This is a genomic window from Kitasatospora sp. NPDC004531, from assembly GCF_053602195.1.
Genome location: NZ_JBSGDD010000001.1, coordinates 137776 through 155647, shown reverse-complemented (window position 1 = coordinate 155647; position 17872 = coordinate 137776). Strand labels below are relative to the sequence as shown.

The following is a 17872-nucleotide window of genomic DNA, read 5'->3' as shown; positions in this document are numbered from 1 at the left end:
CTGCTGCCACCATGGGCCGGTGGATCTTGGTGGCGCAGGCTGGGCGGGCAAGCACTTCCGAACGAAGGACACCCGCGTGTTCAAGCTCAACTCCCGTCGCGCCGCCGCCCGGACGGCCGTCGCAGGCGCACTGGCCGCCCTCGCCTGCACCACCGTCATGGCGGGCAGCGCCGGAGCGATCATCAACGGCGACGCCGCCGGCGAGCGCTACCCCTTCATGGCGGCGATCCCCATGGCGGTCCCCGAGGCCGGGCTGCTGGACGCCAGCTGCGGCGGCTCGCTGATCGACCGCCAGTGGGTGCTGACGGCGGCCCACTGCGTGACCGGCGAGGGCATCGAGCTGGCCGGCACCGTCCGCGTCGGCAGCGACCGGCGGACGTCCGGCGGAACCGTCCGGAACATCGACCGGACCTTCGTGCACCCGGGCTACGTGAACGGCGGCGGCACCAGCTACAACAAGGACGACGTCGCCCTGATCCGCCTCGACCGTCCGGTCGCCCAGCAGCCCGTCCCGATCGCCAGGGCGGCGGGAGCGCCCGGGACGCCCACCCGGCTGCTCGGCTTCGGCACCACCGTGGAGGGCGAGTTCGCCTTCTCCGAGCAGCTGCGGCAGCTGAACACCCGCCTCGGCGCCGTCTCCGAGTGCGCCCCCGGCTACGCGGACTCCACCAGGCTCTGCACCGTCAGCCTCAAGGCCGAGGCGATGGCCTGCCACGGCGACTCCGGCGGCCCCCAGCTCCAGAAGGCCCGCAACGGCCGCTGGGAACTGGTCGGCGTCACCTCGGGCCCGGGCGCCCCGGGCGTCCCCTGCTCGGGCGGCCCGGGCCTGTACAGCAGCGCGCCGGCCTACGCGCCCTGGATCAAGCAGACCATGAAGGCCAACGGCTGAGCCGTCTCCGGCACCTGCTCGCGCACCAGCACCGCGGTGGCCTCCTGGGCGGCGGTCAGGGCCTTCTCGTCCAGTGGCGGCCTCGGGTCCGGCCCGGCGGCGGTACGCGGTGCTCGCCCGGTCGGCCGGGGCGCGTGGCGGCCGGTCGGCGCCTTCTCCCGCGGTTCCCCGGGGTCGAAGGCCCACCGGATCCACGCCACCCGCATCACGGCCGCGACCTGATCATCAGGGGCTTACCGCTGACCACGTCCTGATTGATCCGAACGCCGCTTCAGCCGACCTCGGCGAGCACGTAGCCCGGTGCCTCGGTGCCGGCGTCGGCGGTCCGTTCGCCGTCCGGGCCCCAGGCGCCGGCGGCGCCGCAGCCCACGCCGTCCTCGTTGTCGCCGAGGACGTTGCCGAGCACCACGTGGAGACCGAACTCCCGGGCCCGCACCGGATAGACCTGCTCGAACGAGTCGTTGTCGGCGGAGAGCACCGAGCTCGCCAGGTAGACGGTGCAGCCGTCGGCGGCGGCCCGCTCGGCGAGCTCCGGGAAGCGGTTGTCGTAGCACGTGGCCAGCGCGAACCGGGTGCCCTCCAGCTCGAAGCGGCCGTCCCGGCCGCCCGCTGCGAAGACCTCCTGCTCGATGCCGTACAGGTGCTGCTTGTCGTACCGGGTGAGAAGTCCGCCGTCCGGGCCGATGACGAGGGAGGTGACTGCGGGCCGGCCCTCCGCCGTGTGCACGGGACCGTTGACGACCGCCGCCGCCGAGACGAGGCGGCACGCCTCCCGTACCGGTTCGAGGCGGGCGTCGTCCTCGGTGAGGACGAGGCCGGGGGTGTCGCGGATCAGCGTCGGCTCGTAGCCGGTCACGGCGAGCTCGGCGAAGACGACCACGCGGGCGCCGGCGGCCCCGGCGGCCCGGATCAGCCCGGCGATGGTACGGACGTTGGCGTCGATGTCCCCGGCGACCGGGGCGAACTGGGTGGCTGCGACGATCATGGCCTCCATCATCGCCGACGGCCGGACCGCGGAAGAACCCAGCCCCACAGGGCGGGGAGGCGCTGGAGATCACGGAAAGTCACCGCCGCGTTCGGCAGCACCGACAACTCGCGCCAGGTGAACACGCGAGCCCACCAGTCACAGTTGATCCTGTGGTGGGAGGGGCAACGGACGCTGCGTGGGCCCGGATCGAGCCGCTGCCGCCGCAGCGGGACGGGGCCGGGCGTTCTTGGCGGGATCACCGGCGGGCACACCGCGTGCAACGGCCGACCCCGGGGCGTCTGCTCCCGATGGAGCAACTCCCGCACCCATGTCGCGCACCCGGACGATTCGGTCCCCGGCCCCGGAGCACCGCTCGCCGATGATCCGAATGCCCGCCCTGCCCGCACGCCGCGCGGCAGGGGTCCGTTCCCGCATCCCGGAGGTGCCCGTCGTGGTCCTGGTCATCGTCGTCGCCGCCGTCGCACTGCTGGTCGGCCTCGCCGCCAACCGCTACCTGCGCCCGCTGCTGCTGAAGGAGGACGACGACACCGGCATGGCCGTCAAGGACCTCGTCGGCCCGCTGCTCACCCTGACCGTCCTGCTGCTCGCCTTCGTCCTGGTCACCGCCAACGGGTCCTACGGCAAGGCCGAGGTCTCCGCCCGCGGCGAGGCCCGCGCCCTCGACCAGCTCGTCGAGACCGCCGAATACGCACCCGCCGCCCAGCGCAACCGGATCCAGGCCGACGCCGTCTGCTACGCCCGCGCGGTCCGGCTCCAGGAGTGGCCGGCGATGTCCGACGGCCACGGCTCCAGCGCGCCCAACGCCTGGACGGCCGACTTCCGGCAGACCTTCGGCGAACTCCAGGGCCAGGCCGTCTTCGGCATGCTGATCTCCGCCGACAACACCCGCTCCGACGAACGCGACGAGCGCCTCACCCAGGCGTCCGCCAGCATCCCCAGCGCCGTGCTGTGGTTCCTGCTCGCGACCCTCACCATCACCGTGGTCGCGCTCGGCGTCTGCCTGCCCCGCCGCAACAACCGCGGACAGATCATCACCCTCGTCGTGATCACGGCCCTGCTGACCACCGCCCTCGTCCTCATCCGCGACGTCGACCGGCCCTTCGGCGGGATCATCGACGTCAAGCCCACCGCGATCGCCGAGATCGAGCGCCAGGCCTACCGCGACTTCCACGCCAACGACCCCAACGGCCAACTTCCGTGCGACGACCGGGGCAACCGCCGCTCCGCCTGACCCGGATCCGGAGCACCGCCGGCCGTCCGCTCGTCCAGGGGCGGCCGGCGGCACAACCCGGCGCTGCGGGCGGCGCGGCGACGCCGTGACTACGTCGGACGACGGACCGGCCGATGGCCCGTTCGTCGTGCTTGCCGGTTTCCTGATTGCACGTCAATCTCCTTGTGCCCGACGGTAGTTGGAGATATCGGACGGGCGCGGCGAGCCGCGCCCGAGGGGGCAGGGGGATGGCGATGGCGGTGCGACGGCGGGTGCTCCGGCGGGTGCTCCGGGGGGTGGCCGCGGGGGCGGCGGCCCTGGTGCTGGGCGTGGGGGGTGCGGCGCCGGCGGCGGCGAGCGCTCCGGAGGGGGTGGTGCAGGGGGCGGGGACGCCGGGGGCGATCGCCGGGAGCTACCTGGTGGTGCTCGCCCCGCAGAAGGCGGGGGCGGTCGCGCAGGTCGGCGCTTCGCTGGCCGCCCGTTACGGCGGGGCGGTGGGGCGGACGTTCGAGACGGCGCTGCGCGGCTTCTCGGTGCGGCTCCCGGAGCGCCAGGCGCGGCGGCTCGCGGCCGACCCCGCGGTCGCGCTGGTGTCGCAGAACCACCGGGTCTCGGCCGACGGCAGCCAGGCGGGCCCGCCGTCCTGGGGGCTGGACCGGATCGACCAGCGGCGCCCGCCGCTGACCGACCGCTTCGACTACCCGGCCGGCGGCGGGAAGGGGGTGACGGTGTACGTCGTCGACACCGGCGTCCGGATCAGCCATGACGACTTCGGCGGCCGGGCCTCCTACGGCTTCGACGCCATCGACGGGGACGCCGTGGCGGACGACGGCCACGGGCACGGCACCCACGTGGCCGCCACCGCGGTGGGCGCGACGTACGGGGTGGCGAAGCAGGCGTCGGTGGTGGCCGTCCGGGTGCTGGACGACGACGGGAGCGGCACGACCGAGCAGGTCGTCGCGGGCGTCGACTGGGTGACCTCGCACGCCGTCAAGCCCGCCGTCGTCAACATGAGCCTGGGCGGCGAGCCCGACGAGGTGCTCGACACCGCCGTGCGCAACTCGATCGCCTCCGGTCTGACGTACACGGTCGCGGCCGGGAACCAGGGCATCGACGCCTCGCAGCACTCCCCGGCCCGGGTGCCGACCGCCATCACGGTGGGCGCCACCGACGTCGAGGACGACGTCGCGTCGTACTCCAACTACGGCCCGCTGGTGGACCTGCACGCGCCCGGGGACGAGATCACCTCGGCCGGGATCATCTACGACCAGGACTGGACCACGATGTCGGGCACCTCGATGGCCTCCCCGCACGCCGCGGGCGCCGCCGCGCTGTACCTGGCGGACCACCGCACCGCGACACCCGCTCAGGTCTCCACCGCGCTGACCGCGGCGGCCACCAGCGGCTCCATCGGCGCGCTGGAGCCGGGCACCCCGGACCGGCTGCTGTACACCGGCACCATCCCGAACCGGCCGCCCGGCCCGCGCTTCACCAACGACACGGACACCCCCGTCGAGGAGGCGCCGCTGCTGTCGGCCATCACCGTCACGGGGATCGCCGGGCGCGGCCCGGCCAACCTCGACGTCGCCGTGGACATCGTCCACAGCTGGCCGTACGACCTGGTGATCGACCTGATCGCGCCCGACGGCACCGCCTACCGCCTCAAGGACGCCGACTTCAGCGGCCCGTACAACGACGTCCACCGGCTCTACGGCGTGGACGCCTCCGCCCGGATCGCGAACGGCGTGTGGCGGCTGCGGGTGACCGGCGGATCGGAGTACTTCGAGGGCTACCTCGACCGCTGGGCGCTGCAGTTCTGACGCCGGCCGGCGGCGCGGCGACCCGCCGGGAGCGCGTGGTCCAGCTCACAGGGCGACGCGTTGTGCGGTTGCGTACATCGAGCCTAGGGTGTCGTTGTACGCAGCCGTACAAGTAAGGGGAGGGCACCGTCGTGTCGTTCGGTTTCATCGCGTTCCACTACCCGAGGCCCGAGTACGTGGAGGAGTTCGTCGGCCGCTGCCACCTGGTCCGCGAGGTGCTCGAACGGCAGCCGGGGTTCGTGCGGGCCGAGGTCTGGGTCACGCTCGACGGCGAGGCCGTCGTCACCGCCGGCGAGTTCGGGTCGCAGCAGGCGTTCCGGGGCGCGTTCGCCGCCGTGGGGCGGGAGTGCGGCGAGGCGGTCGTGTTCGACGAGCGCGAGGCCAGGCCGCGCCAGGTCCACGCGCTGCTGCCGCGCTGACGCGGCCGGGGCCCCCTCGGGCCGGTGCGGGTCCGAGGGGGCCGGGGCGTGCTCGGTGCGCTCGGTGCGGCGAGGCGCTCAGTACAGCGAGACGCCGTACGCGGAGAGGGCTGCCGTGACGGGCTGGAAGAACGTGGTGCCGCCGCTGCTGCAGTTGCCGCTGCCGCCGGAGGTGAGGCCCAGGGCCTTGGTGCCGTCGTACAGCGGGCCGCCGGAGTCGCCGCCCTCGGCGCAGACGTTGGTCTGGATCAGCCCGCGGACGGTGCTGCCGTCGGAGTAGCGGACGGTGGCGTTCAGCGCGGTGACGGTGCCGCTGTGGGTGCCGGTGGTGGAGCCGGTGCGCTTGACGGCCTCGCCGACGTACGCGCTGGCCGCCGTGTAGCCGCCCGGGTGGCTGGTCGAGGTGTACTTGACCAGGGCGTAGTCGGTGCCCGGGAAGCTGGAGCTGCTGGTGGTGCCGACCTGGGTGGTCTGGCCGGAGTTGCTGTACCAGGTGCCGGCGATGTTGCCGCAGTGGCCGGCGGTCAGGAAGTAGTAGACGCCGCCCTTGACCACGTTGAAGCCCAGCGAACACCGGTAGCCGCCGCCGTAGATGGCCGCGCCGGCCGACAGCAGCGGGTTGAACGTTCCCGCGGTGCGCTCGATCTTCAGGTGCTTCGTCCCGGCGGCCCTGCTCAGCTTGGCGAGCGCGGCCGGGGTGACGCTGCTGTCGGCGGTGACGACGACCTGGCCGGTGGCCCGGTCGGTGTGCCAGGCGATGCCGTTGACGCCGGCCTGGTCGATCGCGGTGCTGACCTGCGCCAGGGTGTCGGCCGCCGGGGTTGCGGCCATGGCGCCGGGCGCCGCGAGGGCGGTCGCCGCGGCGAGCGCGACGGCGATGGCGAGCACCCGTCCGCGGGCGCGGGACGGGGCGGTGGGGGTGGTGCGCATGGTCCTCACAGTTCTCCTCCTGGGGTGTGGGGGAGGCCCGGACAGTCGACGGGCCGTGAGGCGCGGGCAGGCGGCGATCGCGGTCCGATCGACTCCCGGACCCAGTACTGATCTGCCCCTGACAAGCGCTGCAGGGAGTATTTCGGCACCGGGCGAACCGGCGCAAGACCCCGGACAGCGCTTTCCGGTGACGGCCCTTCGGGTGCCGGGGCCCGCCCCCTCGCCGCAGACCCGTACCATCGCCGCATGTCACTGCCGCACGCGATCCTCACCGCTCTGCTGGAGAAGCCGTCCTCGGGGCTGGAGTTGACCCGGCGGTTCGACCGGTCGATCGGGTTCTTCTGGTCGGCGACGCACCAGCAGATCTACCGCGAGCTGGGGCGGCTGGAGGGTGAGGGGCTGGTGCGGGCCTCGGGGCCGGGGGCGGGGCGGGGGCAGCGCAAGGAGTACGAGGTGCTGCCGGCCGGGCGGGAGCGGCTGCTCGCGTGGGTCGGGCAGCCGCAGGACCCGAAGCCGATCCGGGACCCGCTGCTGCTGCGGCTGCGCGCCGCCGCGGTGCTCGGGGTGGACGGCCTGACGGAGGAGCTGGCGCGCCACCGGGAGCTGCACCGCGCGCAGTTGGCGGAGTACCTGGAGATCGAGCGCCGCGACTTCCCGCCGGAGCGGGCGGAGACGGAGAACCGCCTGCAGCACACGGTGCTGCAGGCGGGCATCCAGCTGGAGTCGTTCTGGCTGGCCTGGCTGGACCAGGCGCTGGAAGGCAGTTGAGCCCCGCCGGTCAGACCAGGCGGGCCAGGTACCCGTTGTCGACCAGCCAGCCGACGTTGATCCGCTCCGGCGCGCCCGGCACCAGCGCGGCGTCCAGCTGGTACTGGAGGCCGAGGCCGGGCTGGCCGAACCAGGGGGCGATCGGGCCGGAGTGCACGGTGAACGCCTTGAGCACCCGGTAGTCGTGGTAGTTGCAGCCGGCGGCCGGGTTGCCGTCCAGGCTGGACGGCGGGATGGAGCGGGTGGCGTACGGCAGGCCCTCGGGGGCGAGGAAGGAGCCGTACTCGCTGCCGTAGCGGTCGATCGCCTGGCCGGGCCGCAGCGTGGTGTTGTACTCGATCGGGGTGCCGTCGGGCATCAGCAGGTAGCCGTTGGACGGCGGATACTTCCAGCTGCCGGCCGCGCTGTCGTAGTAACGGGCCAGGAACTGCTGCTCGCTCTGCAGCCCGGTGCGCAGGTAGCCGATCAGCTGGCGGCCGACGGGGCCGGAGTCGGGCAGCTGGTCGGGGCCGAGGCGGGAGTCGCCGTGCCGGAAGTCGGCGGAGCACTCGGTGGTGAGGGTGATCCGCAGCTCGGCGGGGGCCGCGGCGGCCGCGGTGGGCGCGGCGGTGGCGAACAGGGCGACGGCGGCGACGAGCGGGGCGAGGAACTGGCGCAGGCGCACGGACACTCCGGTGGACGGCAGGAGGGCGCGGCCGTGGCGCTCCGCGCCCGAGGGCGTGCATCAGGTAAGCGGAATGCCCGACTACCAGTCAACTCTGCGTATCCGATCGACTGCTGAGAGTGTCGGCGTTTCGGCCATTCCCGGCCGAATCCTGGCGGGAATAGGCCGGGCTGGCGTCCCGTTGCACCGAGTGGTTGAATGTTGAATCAACCGAGAAGGAGTTGAGAGCGGTGCAGTTCGGCATTTTCAGCGTCGGCGACGTGACCACCGACCCCACCACCGGGCGGACCCCCAGCGAGCACGAGCGCATCAAGGCCATGGTCGCCATCGCGCTCAAGGCGGAAGAGGTCGGCCTCGACGTGTTCGCCACCGGCGAGCACCACAACCCGCCGTTCGTCCCGTCCTCGCCGACCACCATGCTCGGTTACATCGCGGCCCGCACCGAGAAGCTGATCCTCTCCACCTCCACCACGCTGATCACCACCAGCGACCCGGTGAAGATCGCCGAGGACTACGCGATGCTCCAGCACCTGGCCAACGGCCGGGTGGACGTGATGATGGGCCGCGGCAACACCGGCCCGGTCTACCCGTGGTTCGGCAAGGACATCCGCCAGGGCATCCCGCTCGCCATCGAGAACTACGCGCTGCTGCACCAGCTCTGGCGCGAGGAGAACGTCGACTGGCAGGGCCGCTTCCGCACCCCGCTGCAGTCCTTCACCTCCACCCCGCGCCCGCTCGACGACACCCCGCCGTTCGTCTGGCACGGCTCGATCCGCAGCCCCGAGATCGCCGAGCAGGCCGCCTACTACGGCGACGGCTTCTTCCACAACAACATCTTCTGGCCGCAGGAGCACACCCGCCGGATGGTCGAGCTGTACCGCACCCGGTACGCGCACTACGGCCACGGCACCGCCGAGCAGGCCATCGTCGGCCTCGGCGGCCAGGTGTTCATGCGCAAGAACTCCCAGGACGCGGTGCGCGAGTTCCGCCCCTACTTCGACAACGCGCCGGTCTACGGCCACGGCCCGTCGCTGGAGGAGTTCACCGAGCAGACGCCGCTGACCGTGGGCAGCCCGCAGGAGGTCATCGAGCGCACCCTCGGCTTCCGCGACGTGGTCGGCGACTACCAGCGCCAGCTGTTCCTGATGGACCACGCGGGCCTGCCGCTGAAGACCGTGCTGGAGCAGCTGGACCTGCTCGGCGAGGAGGTCGTCCCGGTGCTGCGCAAGGAGTTCGCCAAGAACCGGCCCGCCGACGTCCCGGACGCGCCGACCCACGCCACGCTGAAGGCCGCCCGGGAGCAGGCCCGCGAGAACGAGAAGGAGGAGGTCGCCAAGTGAGCACGCTGAACCTGGTCGTGGTGGCGGCCGGCCTGTCCGTGCCGTCCTCCACCCGGCTGCTCGCCGACCGCCTGTCCGCCGCCGCCGGCCGCGAACTGGCCGCCGCCGGACGGGAGGTGAACGTCCGGGTGGTCGAACTGCGCGAGCTCGCCCGGGACATCGCCGACAACCTGACCACCGGCTTCCCGCCGCCCGCGCTGCGCGACGCCGTCCGGGCGGTGGAGGAGGCGGACGCCCTGATCGCCGTCACGCCGATCTTCTCGGCCTCCTACAGCGGCCTGTTCAAGTCCTTCGTCGACGTCCTCGACAAGGACGCGCTGAACGGCACCCCCGTCCTGATCGCCGCCACCGGCGGCACCGCCCGGCACAGCCTCGCCCTCGAACACGCCATGCGGCCGCTCTTCGCGTACCTGCGCGCCGTGGTCGTCCCCACCGCCGTCTTCGCCGCCTCCGAGGACTGGGGCGCCAACGGCGCCGACGGCTCCCTCGCCGGACGCGTCGACCGCGCCGCCCGCGAACTCGCCGCGCTGCTGGCCGCACGGCCCGCCGCGAGCGGCCCCGTCGAGCAGGTTGTGCCCTTCGAGCAACAACTCGCTGCGCTCCGAGCACAGTGACGGCCCGTCGATGACTTATCTTCCCTCCGAGAACCCCGACCACGAGGAGCAGCGCCCGATGGAACCCCAGGTCACCGACAACACCGAGCAGTCCCGCTTCGAGATCGCCACCGACGCCGGACTGGCCGGATTCGCCGAGTACCAGCTCCGCGACGGCGGACGGATCGCCTTCGTGCACACCGTCATCGACCCCGCCTTCGAGGGCCAGGGCCTCGGCGGCAAGCTGGCCCGCGCCGTCCTGGACACCGCGCGCGAGCGCGGCCTGGGCGTCCTGCCGTACTGCCCGTTCATCCGCGGCTGGATCGCCAAGCACCCCGAGTACGTCGACCTGGTGCCCGCCGACAAGCGGGCCAAGTTCGACCTCTGAGCCGCCGCGCGGGCACGGGTGCCGGGGACGAGACCGGCGCCCGTCGCGCGGCCGACGGCGCTCCCGCACGGAATGTGCGCTGGTGGGAAGCGTCTTGACGGAATGTGCCGGAGCGGGACGCACCGTGGACGAAACGTTCAGCTCCGGCTATCGTCGCCGCTCGTGACCTTCTCCATCGTCGCTCGACACGGCAGCGCCTACGGTGTCGCCGTGGCCAGCAAGTTCCTCGCCGTCGGGGCCCTGGTGCCCGCCGCCGAAACCGGCATCGGCGCCCTCGCCTCGCAGGCCTGGGCCAACCTCGCCTACCGCCCGCAGGGCATGGCCATGCTGCGCAGCGGCGCCTCGCCCGCCGACACCGTCGCCGCGCTGCTCGCCGCCGACGACGGCCGGGTGCACCGCCAGATCGGCGTGGTCGGCCCCGAGAGCGCCGTCAGCTGGACCGGCGAGGAGTGCCTGCCCTGGGCGGGCGGCACCGCCGGCCAGGACTACGCGATCCAGGGCAACATCCTCGCCGGGCCCGAGGTGGTCGCCGAGATGGCGGCCGCCTGGCACGCCAGTGCCGAACTCCCGCTCGCCGAACGCCTGTTGGCGGCCCTCGCGGCCGGCGACGCGGCCGGCGGCGACTCCCGCGGCCGGCAGAGCGCCGCGCTGTACGTGGTCGACCCCGGCAAGGGCGTCGGCGGCTGGGGCGACACCTCGCACGACCTCCGGGTGGACGACCACGCCGACCCGGTCGGCGAACTGCGCCGCCTGCTCGGCCTGCACGACGTCCTGCACGGCACCCCCGACCCCGCCACGCTGCTCCCGCTCGACGGCGAACTCGCCGACGAGGTGGGCGCGCTGCTCGCCGGACTCGGCTACGACAACCTCGACCGCTGGGCGGGCGTGGAGAACCTCGAAGGCCGCCTGGTCGAGGGCCGGATAGACCCCCTCGTCCTCACCCACCTGCGCACCGTCGCCGCCCGCTAGGCCCGCGCCGACCCTGGGCCCTCGCCGACCGGCCGCGCCCCCGACCCCGCCCCCGAGGCCGGGGCGCGGCCGTCAGAGCGGCCGCGCGGCGGTCACCTCGTGCAGGTGGACCAGCACGTCGTAGGCGGTGGAGAGCGCCAGGCGGGCGGTGGCGTTCGGGTCGTAGGTGGTGCCGGCGTCGTAGGTGGGGCGGGCGGTGGCCAGCCAGCCGCTCGCCGGGGCGGGCAGCCGCCGCAGCGGGAGGTAGAAGTCGCGGTGGCGGACCTGGTCCAGGGTGTGTTCGAGGCTGCCCGGGGCGGCCGGCGGGACGCTGACGGGCTGCCAGGCGCCGCCCGCGCCCTCGCCGGTGGTCAGGAACGAGCCCCGGTCGAAGGTGGTGCCGATCGCCAGGTAGTGGCTGCCGAGCGCCCGGCGCAGCTGCGCGCCCTGCGGGAACGGGTAGAGCTCCGGCAGGGTGGACGCGTAGCCGGCGTGGCCGTTGTGCGCGGAGAGCAGGATGCGGTGGCCGGTGCGCCGGTGCCACCACAGGACGTTGTGCGCCATCGCGCGGTCGCGCAGCTGCTCGGCGGCGGCGACCGTCGTCATGTCCGAGGCGTCCATGGTGAGGAAGGCGAAGGTGTCGGCGATCACCCGGGCGTGCTGCACCGCCTGCTCCTCGCCCACCGATTCGACCAACTCGAAGGCCCGGCGGCCGAGTTCGGCCTTCTCCCGGCGTTCGGCGAGCGGCCGTCCGAGGTAGCCGATCACGTCGTCCAGCGGGCGCAGCGGCGCGTACAGTTCGGCCAGCCGGGCGGTCTCCTGCGGGCGGGCGGCGCGGACCAGGTCGAGGACGCGTTCGAAGATCCGGTCGCCGAGGGCGGGCAGGCCGAGGTCGGCGCCGAGGAAGTGGACGGGGCGGCCGGGGTGGCGGCGGTTGTGCTCCCGCATCCAGGCGATCAGTTCGGCGAACTCCTCGCGGTGCCACGGTGATTGGGCGAGGACGCGGTCGGCGACCTGGCGGGCGTCGCCCTCGCCGCCCTGGAGGAACTCGTCGATCTCCAGGCCGGCCGTCCAACTCGCCTCCAGGGCGAAGGCGGTGAAGCCGCGCTCCTCGACCAGGTGGCGGAAGACCCGGTGCTTGAGGGTGAAGAACTCGTGGGAGCCGTGGGTGGCCTCGCCGAGGCCGACCACCTGCGCGTCGCCGACCAGGTCGCCGAGCGCCGCCAGGTCGGTGCTGCGGCCGCCCGGCGCGGTGGACCGCAGCGGGTGCGCGGCGGCCTCCAACTGCTCGATGACGAGCGCCTGTTGGCGGTCCGTCCGGTCGGCCGCGGCGGCCGCCGGGAGGCGCAGCGCCGGCACCGTGACGGCTGCGGCGGCGGTGAGCAGCCCCCGCCGGGTGAGGTGTCGCCAGTGGGCCGTCATGCCGGTTCCTCCTTGTCCGGGCCGCCCGGTGCGGCCCCTGATGACGATCATGGACGGGCGGGGCGTCCCGGCGCGCTGGGGTGCGCCACCGGACCGGTGCGGGGGAAAACCCCCGCATCCGGGGGCGCCGCCGCCCCGGCCGGGGGGATGCCGGCGGTGAACGGGCCGACGGGCGGCGGCAGTTGCGGCATTCGGTCGTTCGGCGCGGCCCCGGCGCGCTCTTGCGGGTGTTCGGTGCGGGCCGCCAGGCTGGGGGAGTGCCGAACATCCCACGGGCGCGCGCGGCGCTGGACGAGACCGACCGGGCCATCGTCCGGGCGCTGCTGGCCGACGCCCGGATGGCCAACAACGCGCTGGCGGACCTGGTCGGGGTCGCCGCGTCCACCTGCCTGACCCGGGTGCGGGCGCTGCGCGAGCGCGGGGTGATCCGCGGCTACCACGCGGAGGTGGACCTGCCGGCCGTCGGCCTGCCGCTGCAGGCGATGATCTCGGTGCGGCTGCGGGAGCACACCCAGGAGCAGAACGGCAGCTTCCGCGCCGCGGCGCCCCAACTGCCGGGCGTGCTGGCGGTGTTCCACATGGCCGGCAGCGAGGACTACCTGCTGCACGTGGCGGTCGCCGACCCGGAGGCGCTGCGCCGCTTCGTGGTGGAGCACCTGACCGCCCATCCGGCGGTCGCCCGGACCCGCACCAATCTGGTCTTCGAGCGGATCCCGGGCGAGACGCCCCCGCTCTGACGCGCGATCGCCGCGCGCGGGTGGCGAGTTGTGGCCACTGTCCACCATCCGCCGCCGCAGATCGGGCCGGTGGGCCGTACCGTGAGGAACGGGTATCTGTCCGGTTCTTTTCGGACGGGGCAGGGCCGCCGCCCCCCGATGCGGCCGGACCACGGCGCACCCCGCCCCGCCCCGGTCGCCCCGCTGCGAAGGGACCGACCATGGCTGTCGCGGACCCACCCCAGACCGTGCGGTACTGCCTGAGCCTGGCGACGGTGCCCGAGTCCGTCCCCGAGGCGCGCCGCAGCGTACGCGCCGAACTGGCCGCCCGCGGCCTGGACGCGGACCATCCGCTGACCGACGCCGTGCTGCTGGTGGTGAGCGAACTGGTCACCAACGCCGTCCGGCACGCCGCCCTGCGCTCGCCCCGCGCCACGGTCGAACTCGACTTCGCTCCGGACGAGTTGACCGTCCGGGTGCACGACCGCGACCCGCGCTGTCCGCGCCGCCGCGAGGTGCCGTACCCGGACGGCAGCGGCGGCTGGGGGCTGAACCTGGTGCACGAGACGGTGCGGCTGGCCGGCGGCGACACCGCGACGCTGGCCGATCCCGACGGCGGCGGCAAGGCCATGGTGGTGCGGCTGCCGCTCGCCTGAGACCGCGGGGGTGGAAGGTCGGCGCGGGGCCGGACGCCGTGTCCCGGCGGGCGCCGGTTGGGAAGACGATCGGAGGACGACCCCGCAGGCTCACTCTGCTGCATACTTTCTGTTATTGCAAGTAGCTCGCAATAAGGCGGGCGGTCGGGCCCGCGCTCAGCAGCGCCGCAACGCCCCCGGCGCACGCAACGACGCCACCGACGGATAGCCGTCCACCGCCATCAGCAGATCCGCCTCCGCCAGCAGCGACCGCAGCACGTGCACCACCCCCGCCTCGCCGCCCAGCGCCGCCCCGTACACGTACGGCCGGCCCACCCCCACCGCCGTCGCACCCAGCGCCAGCGCCTTCACCACGTCCGCGCCGCTGCGCACCCCGGAGTCGAACAGCACCGGCAGGCCGTCCGCCGCCGCCACCGCGCCGGCCAGCGACTCCAGCGCCGGCAGCCCGCCGTTCGCCTGCCGGCCGCCGTGGTTGGAGCAGTAGATCCCGTCCACGCCCGCATCCCTCGCCCGCCGCACGTCCTCCGGGTGGCACAGGCCCTTCAGGATCAGCGGCAGATCGGTCAGCGAACGCAGCCACGGCAGGTCGTCCCAGGTCAGCGGGTTGCCGAAGACCTGCACCCAGTCCATCACCGCGCCGCGCGGATCCCCGTCCGGGTCCTTCAGCCGGGCCCGGAACACCGGGTCCGAGGTGTAGTTCGCCAGGCAGTGGCCGCGCAGCTGCGGGAAGCTGCCGCTGCCCAGGTCGCGCGGACGCCAGCCGGTCACCCAGGTGTCCAGCGTCACCACGATGCCCTTGAACCCGGCCGCCTCCGCCCGGTGCACCAGCGACTCGGCGAGCGCCCGGTCGGTCGGCGTGTACAGCTGGAAGAAGCCCGGCGTGTCGCCCAGCTCCGCCGCGACCCGCTCCAGCGGATCCACCGACAGCGTCGACGCCACCATCGGCACCCCCGTCCGGGCCGCCGCCCGCGCCGCCGCCAGGTCCCCGTGCCCGTCCGGCGCGCACAGCCCCAGCACCCCCACCGGGGCCAGGAACAGCGGCGACGCCAGCTCCATCCCGAACAGCTCGGTGCCCAGCTCCCGCTCCTTCGCGCCCACCAGCATCCGCGGCACCAGCCCCCAGCGCTCGAACGCCGCGACGTTCGCCCGCTGGGTGTGCTCGTCGCCCGCCCCGCCCGACACGTACGACCACACCTCCGGGGGCAGCGCCGCCTGCGCCCGCTCCGCCCAACCCGCGTACGACATCGGGAACTTGGGGGCGACGCCGAACAGCGCCTCGAAGTAGATCTCGTTCTGGTAGTCGCCGAACTGCGGGGCCATCCGCGCTCCTCGATGGGTGATCGACCGGTGGCGGCCACCCTCCATCCGCCACCGGCGGGCGGTCAAGAGCCCGCGGGCGCACCGCGCAGGACCAGCCGGGTCGGCACCGTCTCGGTCCGCGGCGGCGAGACGTCCCCGTCCAGCCGGGCCAGCGCCAGCCGCACCGCCGCCGCACCCAGCTCCGCCGGAGCCTGCGCCACCGCCGACAGCGGCGGATCCAGCACCTCCGCCAGCGGCAGGTCGTCGAACGCCAGCAGCGCCACCTCCCGGCGGCCCGCCCGGCCCAGCGCCAGCACCGCGCCGGTCGCCGCGTTCACATGGGACGCGAACAGCGCCGTCGGCGGCTCCGGCAGCGCGAGCAGCCGCAGCACCGCGGCCTCGGCGTCCGCCGCCGTCCCGGCCGCCGCGAGCAGCGTGTCGTCCGCCGCGAGGCCCGCCTGCGCGAGCGCGTCCAGGTAGCCCGCCAACCGCTCCCGGCGGGTGTACAGCTCCGGCGGCAGATCGCCCAGGAACGCCACCCGGCGGTGCCCGGCGCCGATCAGGTGGGCCACGCCCTCGCGGGCGCCCGCCCGGTTCGAGGACACCACGCAGTCCGCGTCCGGACCCGGCCGGTCCACGAACACCAGCGGCACCCCCGCCGACCCCGCCTGCCGCGCGGACGGCGCCCCGTCGGCCGCCGGAACCACCAGCAGCGCGGCCGTGCGACGCGCCAGGAAAGCGCTCACCACGTCCGCCTCGCGCACCGGATCACCGCCCGAACACCCCAGCAGCACCGTCAGCCCGCGCGCCCGCGCGGCCCGCTCCACCCCGTCCGCCAACGCCCCGAAGAACGGATTGCGCAGGTCCGGCACCACCAGCCCGACCGTCGAATCCGGGCCGCCGGTCCGGATGCTGCGCGCCAGCAGGTTCGGCCGGAACCCCAGCCGCTCCGTCGCCGCCAGCACCCGCGCCCGGGTCGCCGCCGCCACCGGCCCGTCCCCGTTCACCACCCGCGACACCGTCTTCGCGCTCACCCCCGCCTCGCGCGCCACATCGCGCAAGGTCGCCCGTCGCTCCATCCCCACCGCCCTCCGCCGTTTCACCGACCGTACCGCCGCCCTCCCGGCGGAAGATCCACCGGAGGTAGCCTGGCCTCGGATGTGGTGACCATGCGAGGCAGTGACAACCCGACGTCCGGGACGGCGATCCCCGAGGTCCCGTTCGCCGCACCCCCCGGCGGACCGGCCGGCGTCGAAGTGATGACCCTCGCCGAACTCCGCGCCCGCCGCGCCACCGCCACCGACCGCACCTTCCACCGCCCCCAGCGCCCCGCCTTCCACCACCTGCTCACCCTCGACCGCGGCACCCTCCACCACACCGTCGACTTCACCGAACACGCCGTCCACCCCGGCAGCTGGCTCTGGGTCCGCCCCGGCCAGGTCCAGCAGTGGGGCGCCCTCGACGACGCCGACGGCACCCTCGTCCTCTTCGAACCCGGCTTCCCCGACCCCGCGACGGTGGCCGCCGCCCGCCTCGACGACCCCTTCGCCGCCGCCGTCCTGCACACCGCCGGCCCCGAACGCGACGCGCTGCGGCGGGCCCTGCGCCACCTCCACCACGAATACGCCTCCGGCGCCGACCTGCCCGCCGACATCCACCACGCGCTGCTCCGCCACCTCCTCGCCGCGCTGCTGCTGCGCCTCGCCAACCCCGCCACCCCCTGCGGCTCCACCCCCACCGAACCCGGCGAGACCTACCGCCGCTTCCGCCACGCCGTCGAACACCACTTCACCCGCACCCGCCGCGTCGACGACTACGCCAAAGCCCTCGGCTACTCCCCCCGCACCCTCTCCCGCGCCACCCTCGCCGCGACCGGCGTCGGCGCCAAGGAATTCGTCGACCGCCGCGTCATCCTCGAAGCCAAACGCCTCCTCGCCCACAGCGACACCCCCGCCGCCCGCATAGCCGACCACCTCGGCTTCGCCGACGCCGCCAACTTCGCCAAGTTCTTCCACCAACGCACCGGCACCACCCCCATCGCCTTCCGCACCACCATCCGCGGCACCCCGGACGAAACCTGAGCCCTGCGGGGGCAGGCGGTGGAGACGGACACCGAGGGCGCTCCGGCCGCCCCGCCCGCGCAGCGTGGCGTTGCCGGGGGCACGTTCGGGTTCGCTCGCTTTCTGCCCGCGCAGCGTCGCCTCCTCGGCGCCCGGCGGAGGGTCTTCCGCGAACCGGCCGGGGCCGTGGGTGGCCGCGACTCTCGCCGGGGCGGCGGGTGTGTACCTGGTCGGTTCGATCGTCGACTCGACGGGCGGCCCGCGCAGCGTGGTTTCTCCTGGTTCCTGACGGCGGTGGGGTGTTCGGGTGGGTGGGTGGGCGCAGGCTCAGGGCCGGGGGAGGGCGGCGCGGATGCGGGCGGCCGTCGCTGCCGCGTGCGCCGCGTCGCGGTAGCGGGTGCGGGGCCAGAAGAAGCCTCGGAGGCCGTCCTTGGGGTTGCGGGGGACGATGTGGGTGTGCAGGTGGGGGACCGACTGGCTGATCCGGTTGTTGGCGGCGACGAAGCTCCCGGCCGCGTCCGTGCCGCGTTCGACGGCGGCGGTGAGGAGGCGGACCCGGGTGTAGTAGGGGCCGATCAGGTCCTCGGCGAGGTCGGTCAGCGTCGGGACGTGGCGGCGCGGGATCACCAGCAGGTGGCCGGGGAACAGCGGCCGGTGGTCCAGGAAGGCGTGGACGACGTCGTCCGCGAAGACGGTCTCGACCGTGACCTCGCCCTCCACGACCCGGCAGAACAGGCAGTCCATCACCCCATCATGGAGCTC

Annotated in this window: 20 protein-coding genes; 12 read left to right on the top strand and 8 right to left on the bottom strand. The window is 74.2% G+C overall.

Annotated features, from left to right (window positions below):
• Positions 1–76 precede the first annotated feature (76 nt).
• Positions 77–889 carry a S1 family peptidase gene (locus ACWEMJ_RS00760; RefSeq protein ID WP_452134741.1) on the top strand — a complete coding sequence of 271 codons (813 nt, stop codon included), beginning with the start codon at positions 77–79 and terminating at the stop codon, positions 887–889.
• On the opposite strand, the gene ACWEMJ_RS00755 is transcribed toward ACWEMJ_RS00760, so the two are convergent.
• Entirely contained in the window at positions 847–1089 is a 243-nt protein-coding gene (locus ACWEMJ_RS00755; protein ID WP_452134740.1) for a hypothetical protein, read from the bottom strand. The genes ACWEMJ_RS00760 and ACWEMJ_RS00755 overlap by 43 nt on opposite strands.
• Before the next feature lie 71 nt (positions 1090–1160).
• Positions 1161–1874 (bottom strand): carbon-nitrogen hydrolase family protein, encoded by a 714-nt coding sequence (locus ACWEMJ_RS00750; protein WP_452134739.1) that lies wholly within the window; start codon positions 1872–1874, stop codon positions 1161–1163.
• A gap of 433 nt (positions 1875–2307) precedes the next feature.
• Between ACWEMJ_RS00750 and ACWEMJ_RS00745 the strand changes: the two genes are divergently transcribed.
• The 3 genes from ACWEMJ_RS00745 to ACWEMJ_RS00735 all read left to right on the top strand — a co-directional run bounded on the left by ACWEMJ_RS00745 (position 2308) and on the right by ACWEMJ_RS00735 (position 5326).
• Complete coding sequence (locus ACWEMJ_RS00745) at positions 2308–3108, top strand: bestrophin-like domain (protein WP_452134738.1); 801 nt, start codon at positions 2308–2310, stop codon at positions 3106–3108.
• 233 nt (positions 3109–3341) lie between these two features.
• Complete coding sequence (locus ACWEMJ_RS00740) at positions 3342–4907, top strand: S8 family serine peptidase (protein WP_452134737.1); 1566 nt, start codon at positions 3342–3344, stop codon at positions 4905–4907.
• A gap of 131 nt (positions 4908–5038) precedes the next feature.
• Positions 5039–5326, top strand: coding sequence for an antibiotic biosynthesis monooxygenase (locus tag ACWEMJ_RS00735; protein WP_452134736.1), 288 nt, complete (start codon positions 5039–5041; stop codon positions 5324–5326).
• A gap of 78 nt (positions 5327–5404) precedes the next feature.
• Here the strand turns inward: ACWEMJ_RS00735 and ACWEMJ_RS00730 are convergent, their stop codons facing one another.
• On the bottom strand, positions 5405–6265 hold the full coding sequence (locus ACWEMJ_RS00730) for a S1 family peptidase (RefSeq protein WP_452134735.1): 861 nt from the start codon (positions 6263–6265) through the stop codon (positions 5405–5407).
• A 237-nt stretch (positions 6266–6502) separates the two neighbouring features.
• Here ACWEMJ_RS00730 and ACWEMJ_RS00725 point away from each other — a divergent pair, with 237 nt between their 5' ends.
• Positions 6503–7024 (top strand): PadR family transcriptional regulator, encoded by a 522-nt coding sequence (locus ACWEMJ_RS00725; RefSeq protein WP_452134734.1) that lies wholly within the window; start codon positions 6503–6505, stop codon positions 7022–7024.
• A 10-nt stretch (positions 7025–7034) separates the two neighbouring features.
• On the opposite strand, the gene ACWEMJ_RS00720 is transcribed toward ACWEMJ_RS00725, so the two are convergent.
• Positions 7035–7688 carry a TNT domain-containing protein gene (locus ACWEMJ_RS00720; protein WP_452134733.1) on the bottom strand — a complete coding sequence of 218 codons (654 nt, stop codon included), beginning with the start codon at positions 7686–7688 and terminating at the stop codon, positions 7035–7037.
• A 230-nt stretch (positions 7689–7918) separates the two neighbouring features.
• Between ACWEMJ_RS00720 and ACWEMJ_RS00715 the strand changes: the two genes are divergently transcribed.
• The 4 genes from ACWEMJ_RS00715 to ACWEMJ_RS00700 all read left to right on the top strand — a co-directional run bounded on the left by ACWEMJ_RS00715 (position 7919) and on the right by ACWEMJ_RS00700 (position 10978).
• Positions 7919–9028 carry an LLM class flavin-dependent oxidoreductase gene (locus ACWEMJ_RS00715; RefSeq protein WP_452134732.1) on the top strand — a complete coding sequence of 370 codons (1110 nt, stop codon included), beginning with the start codon at positions 7919–7921 and terminating at the stop codon, positions 9026–9028.
• Between the two features lie 5 nt (positions 9029–9033).
• A complete protein-coding gene (locus ACWEMJ_RS00710) occupies positions 9034–9642 on the top strand; it encodes an FMN reductase (RefSeq protein ID WP_452134846.1) in 609 nt (202 codons plus the stop codon).
• A gap of 10 nt (positions 9643–9652) precedes the next feature.
• Positions 9653–10009 carry a GNAT family N-acetyltransferase gene (locus tag ACWEMJ_RS00705; RefSeq protein ID WP_452134731.1) on the top strand — a complete coding sequence of 119 codons (357 nt, stop codon included), beginning with the start codon at positions 9653–9655 and terminating at the stop codon, positions 10007–10009.
• Positions 10010–10111: 102 nt separating this feature from the next.
• Positions 10112–10978 (top strand): DUF1028 domain-containing protein, encoded by an 867-nt coding sequence (locus ACWEMJ_RS00700; protein ID WP_452134730.1) that lies wholly within the window; start codon positions 10112–10114, stop codon positions 10976–10978.
• Between the two features lie 72 nt (positions 10979–11050).
• Here ACWEMJ_RS00700 and ACWEMJ_RS00695 read toward each other — a convergent pair whose 3' ends face one another.
• Positions 11051–12379: an erythromycin esterase family protein gene (locus tag ACWEMJ_RS00695; RefSeq protein ID WP_452134729.1), complete on the bottom strand. Its 1329-nt coding sequence runs from the start codon at positions 12377–12379 to the stop codon at positions 11051–11053.
• A 257-nt stretch (positions 12380–12636) separates the two neighbouring features.
• On the opposite strand from ACWEMJ_RS00695, the gene ACWEMJ_RS00690 reads away from it, so the two are divergent.
• Positions 12637–13116: an Lrp/AsnC family transcriptional regulator gene (locus ACWEMJ_RS00690; RefSeq protein ID WP_452134728.1), complete on the top strand. Its 480-nt coding sequence runs from the start codon at positions 12637–12639 to the stop codon at positions 13114–13116.
• Positions 13117–13316: 200 nt separating this feature from the next.
• A complete protein-coding gene (locus ACWEMJ_RS00685; protein ID WP_452134727.1) occupies positions 13317–13751 on the top strand; it encodes an ATP-binding protein in 435 nt (144 codons plus the stop codon).
• 156 nt (positions 13752–13907) lie between these two features.
• Here ACWEMJ_RS00685 and ACWEMJ_RS00680 read toward each other — a convergent pair whose 3' ends face one another.
• Together ACWEMJ_RS00680 and ACWEMJ_RS00675 are read right to left on the bottom strand one after the other, a co-directional pair.
• Positions 13908–15071 (bottom strand): alpha-hydroxy-acid oxidizing protein, encoded by a 1164-nt coding sequence (locus ACWEMJ_RS00680; protein ID WP_452134726.1) that lies wholly within the window; start codon positions 15069–15071, stop codon positions 13908–13910.
• Positions 15072–15133: 62 nt separating this feature from the next.
• Positions 15134–16135, bottom strand: a complete 1002-nt coding sequence (locus ACWEMJ_RS00675) for a LacI family DNA-binding transcriptional regulator (RefSeq protein WP_452134725.1) — start codon at positions 16133–16135, stop codon at positions 15134–15136.
• 84 nt (positions 16136–16219) lie between these two features.
• On the opposite strand from ACWEMJ_RS00675, the gene ACWEMJ_RS00670 reads away from it, so the two are divergent.
• Complete coding sequence (locus ACWEMJ_RS00670) at positions 16220–17131, top strand: helix-turn-helix domain-containing protein (RefSeq protein WP_452134724.1); 912 nt, start codon at positions 16220–16222, stop codon at positions 17129–17131.
• Between the two features lie 306 nt (positions 17132–17437).
• On the opposite strand, the gene ACWEMJ_RS00665 is transcribed toward ACWEMJ_RS00670, so the two are convergent.
• A complete protein-coding gene (locus tag ACWEMJ_RS00665; protein WP_452134723.1) occupies positions 17438–17854 on the bottom strand; it encodes an HIT family protein in 417 nt (138 codons plus the stop codon).
• Between the last annotated feature and the right edge of the window lie 18 nt (positions 17855–17872).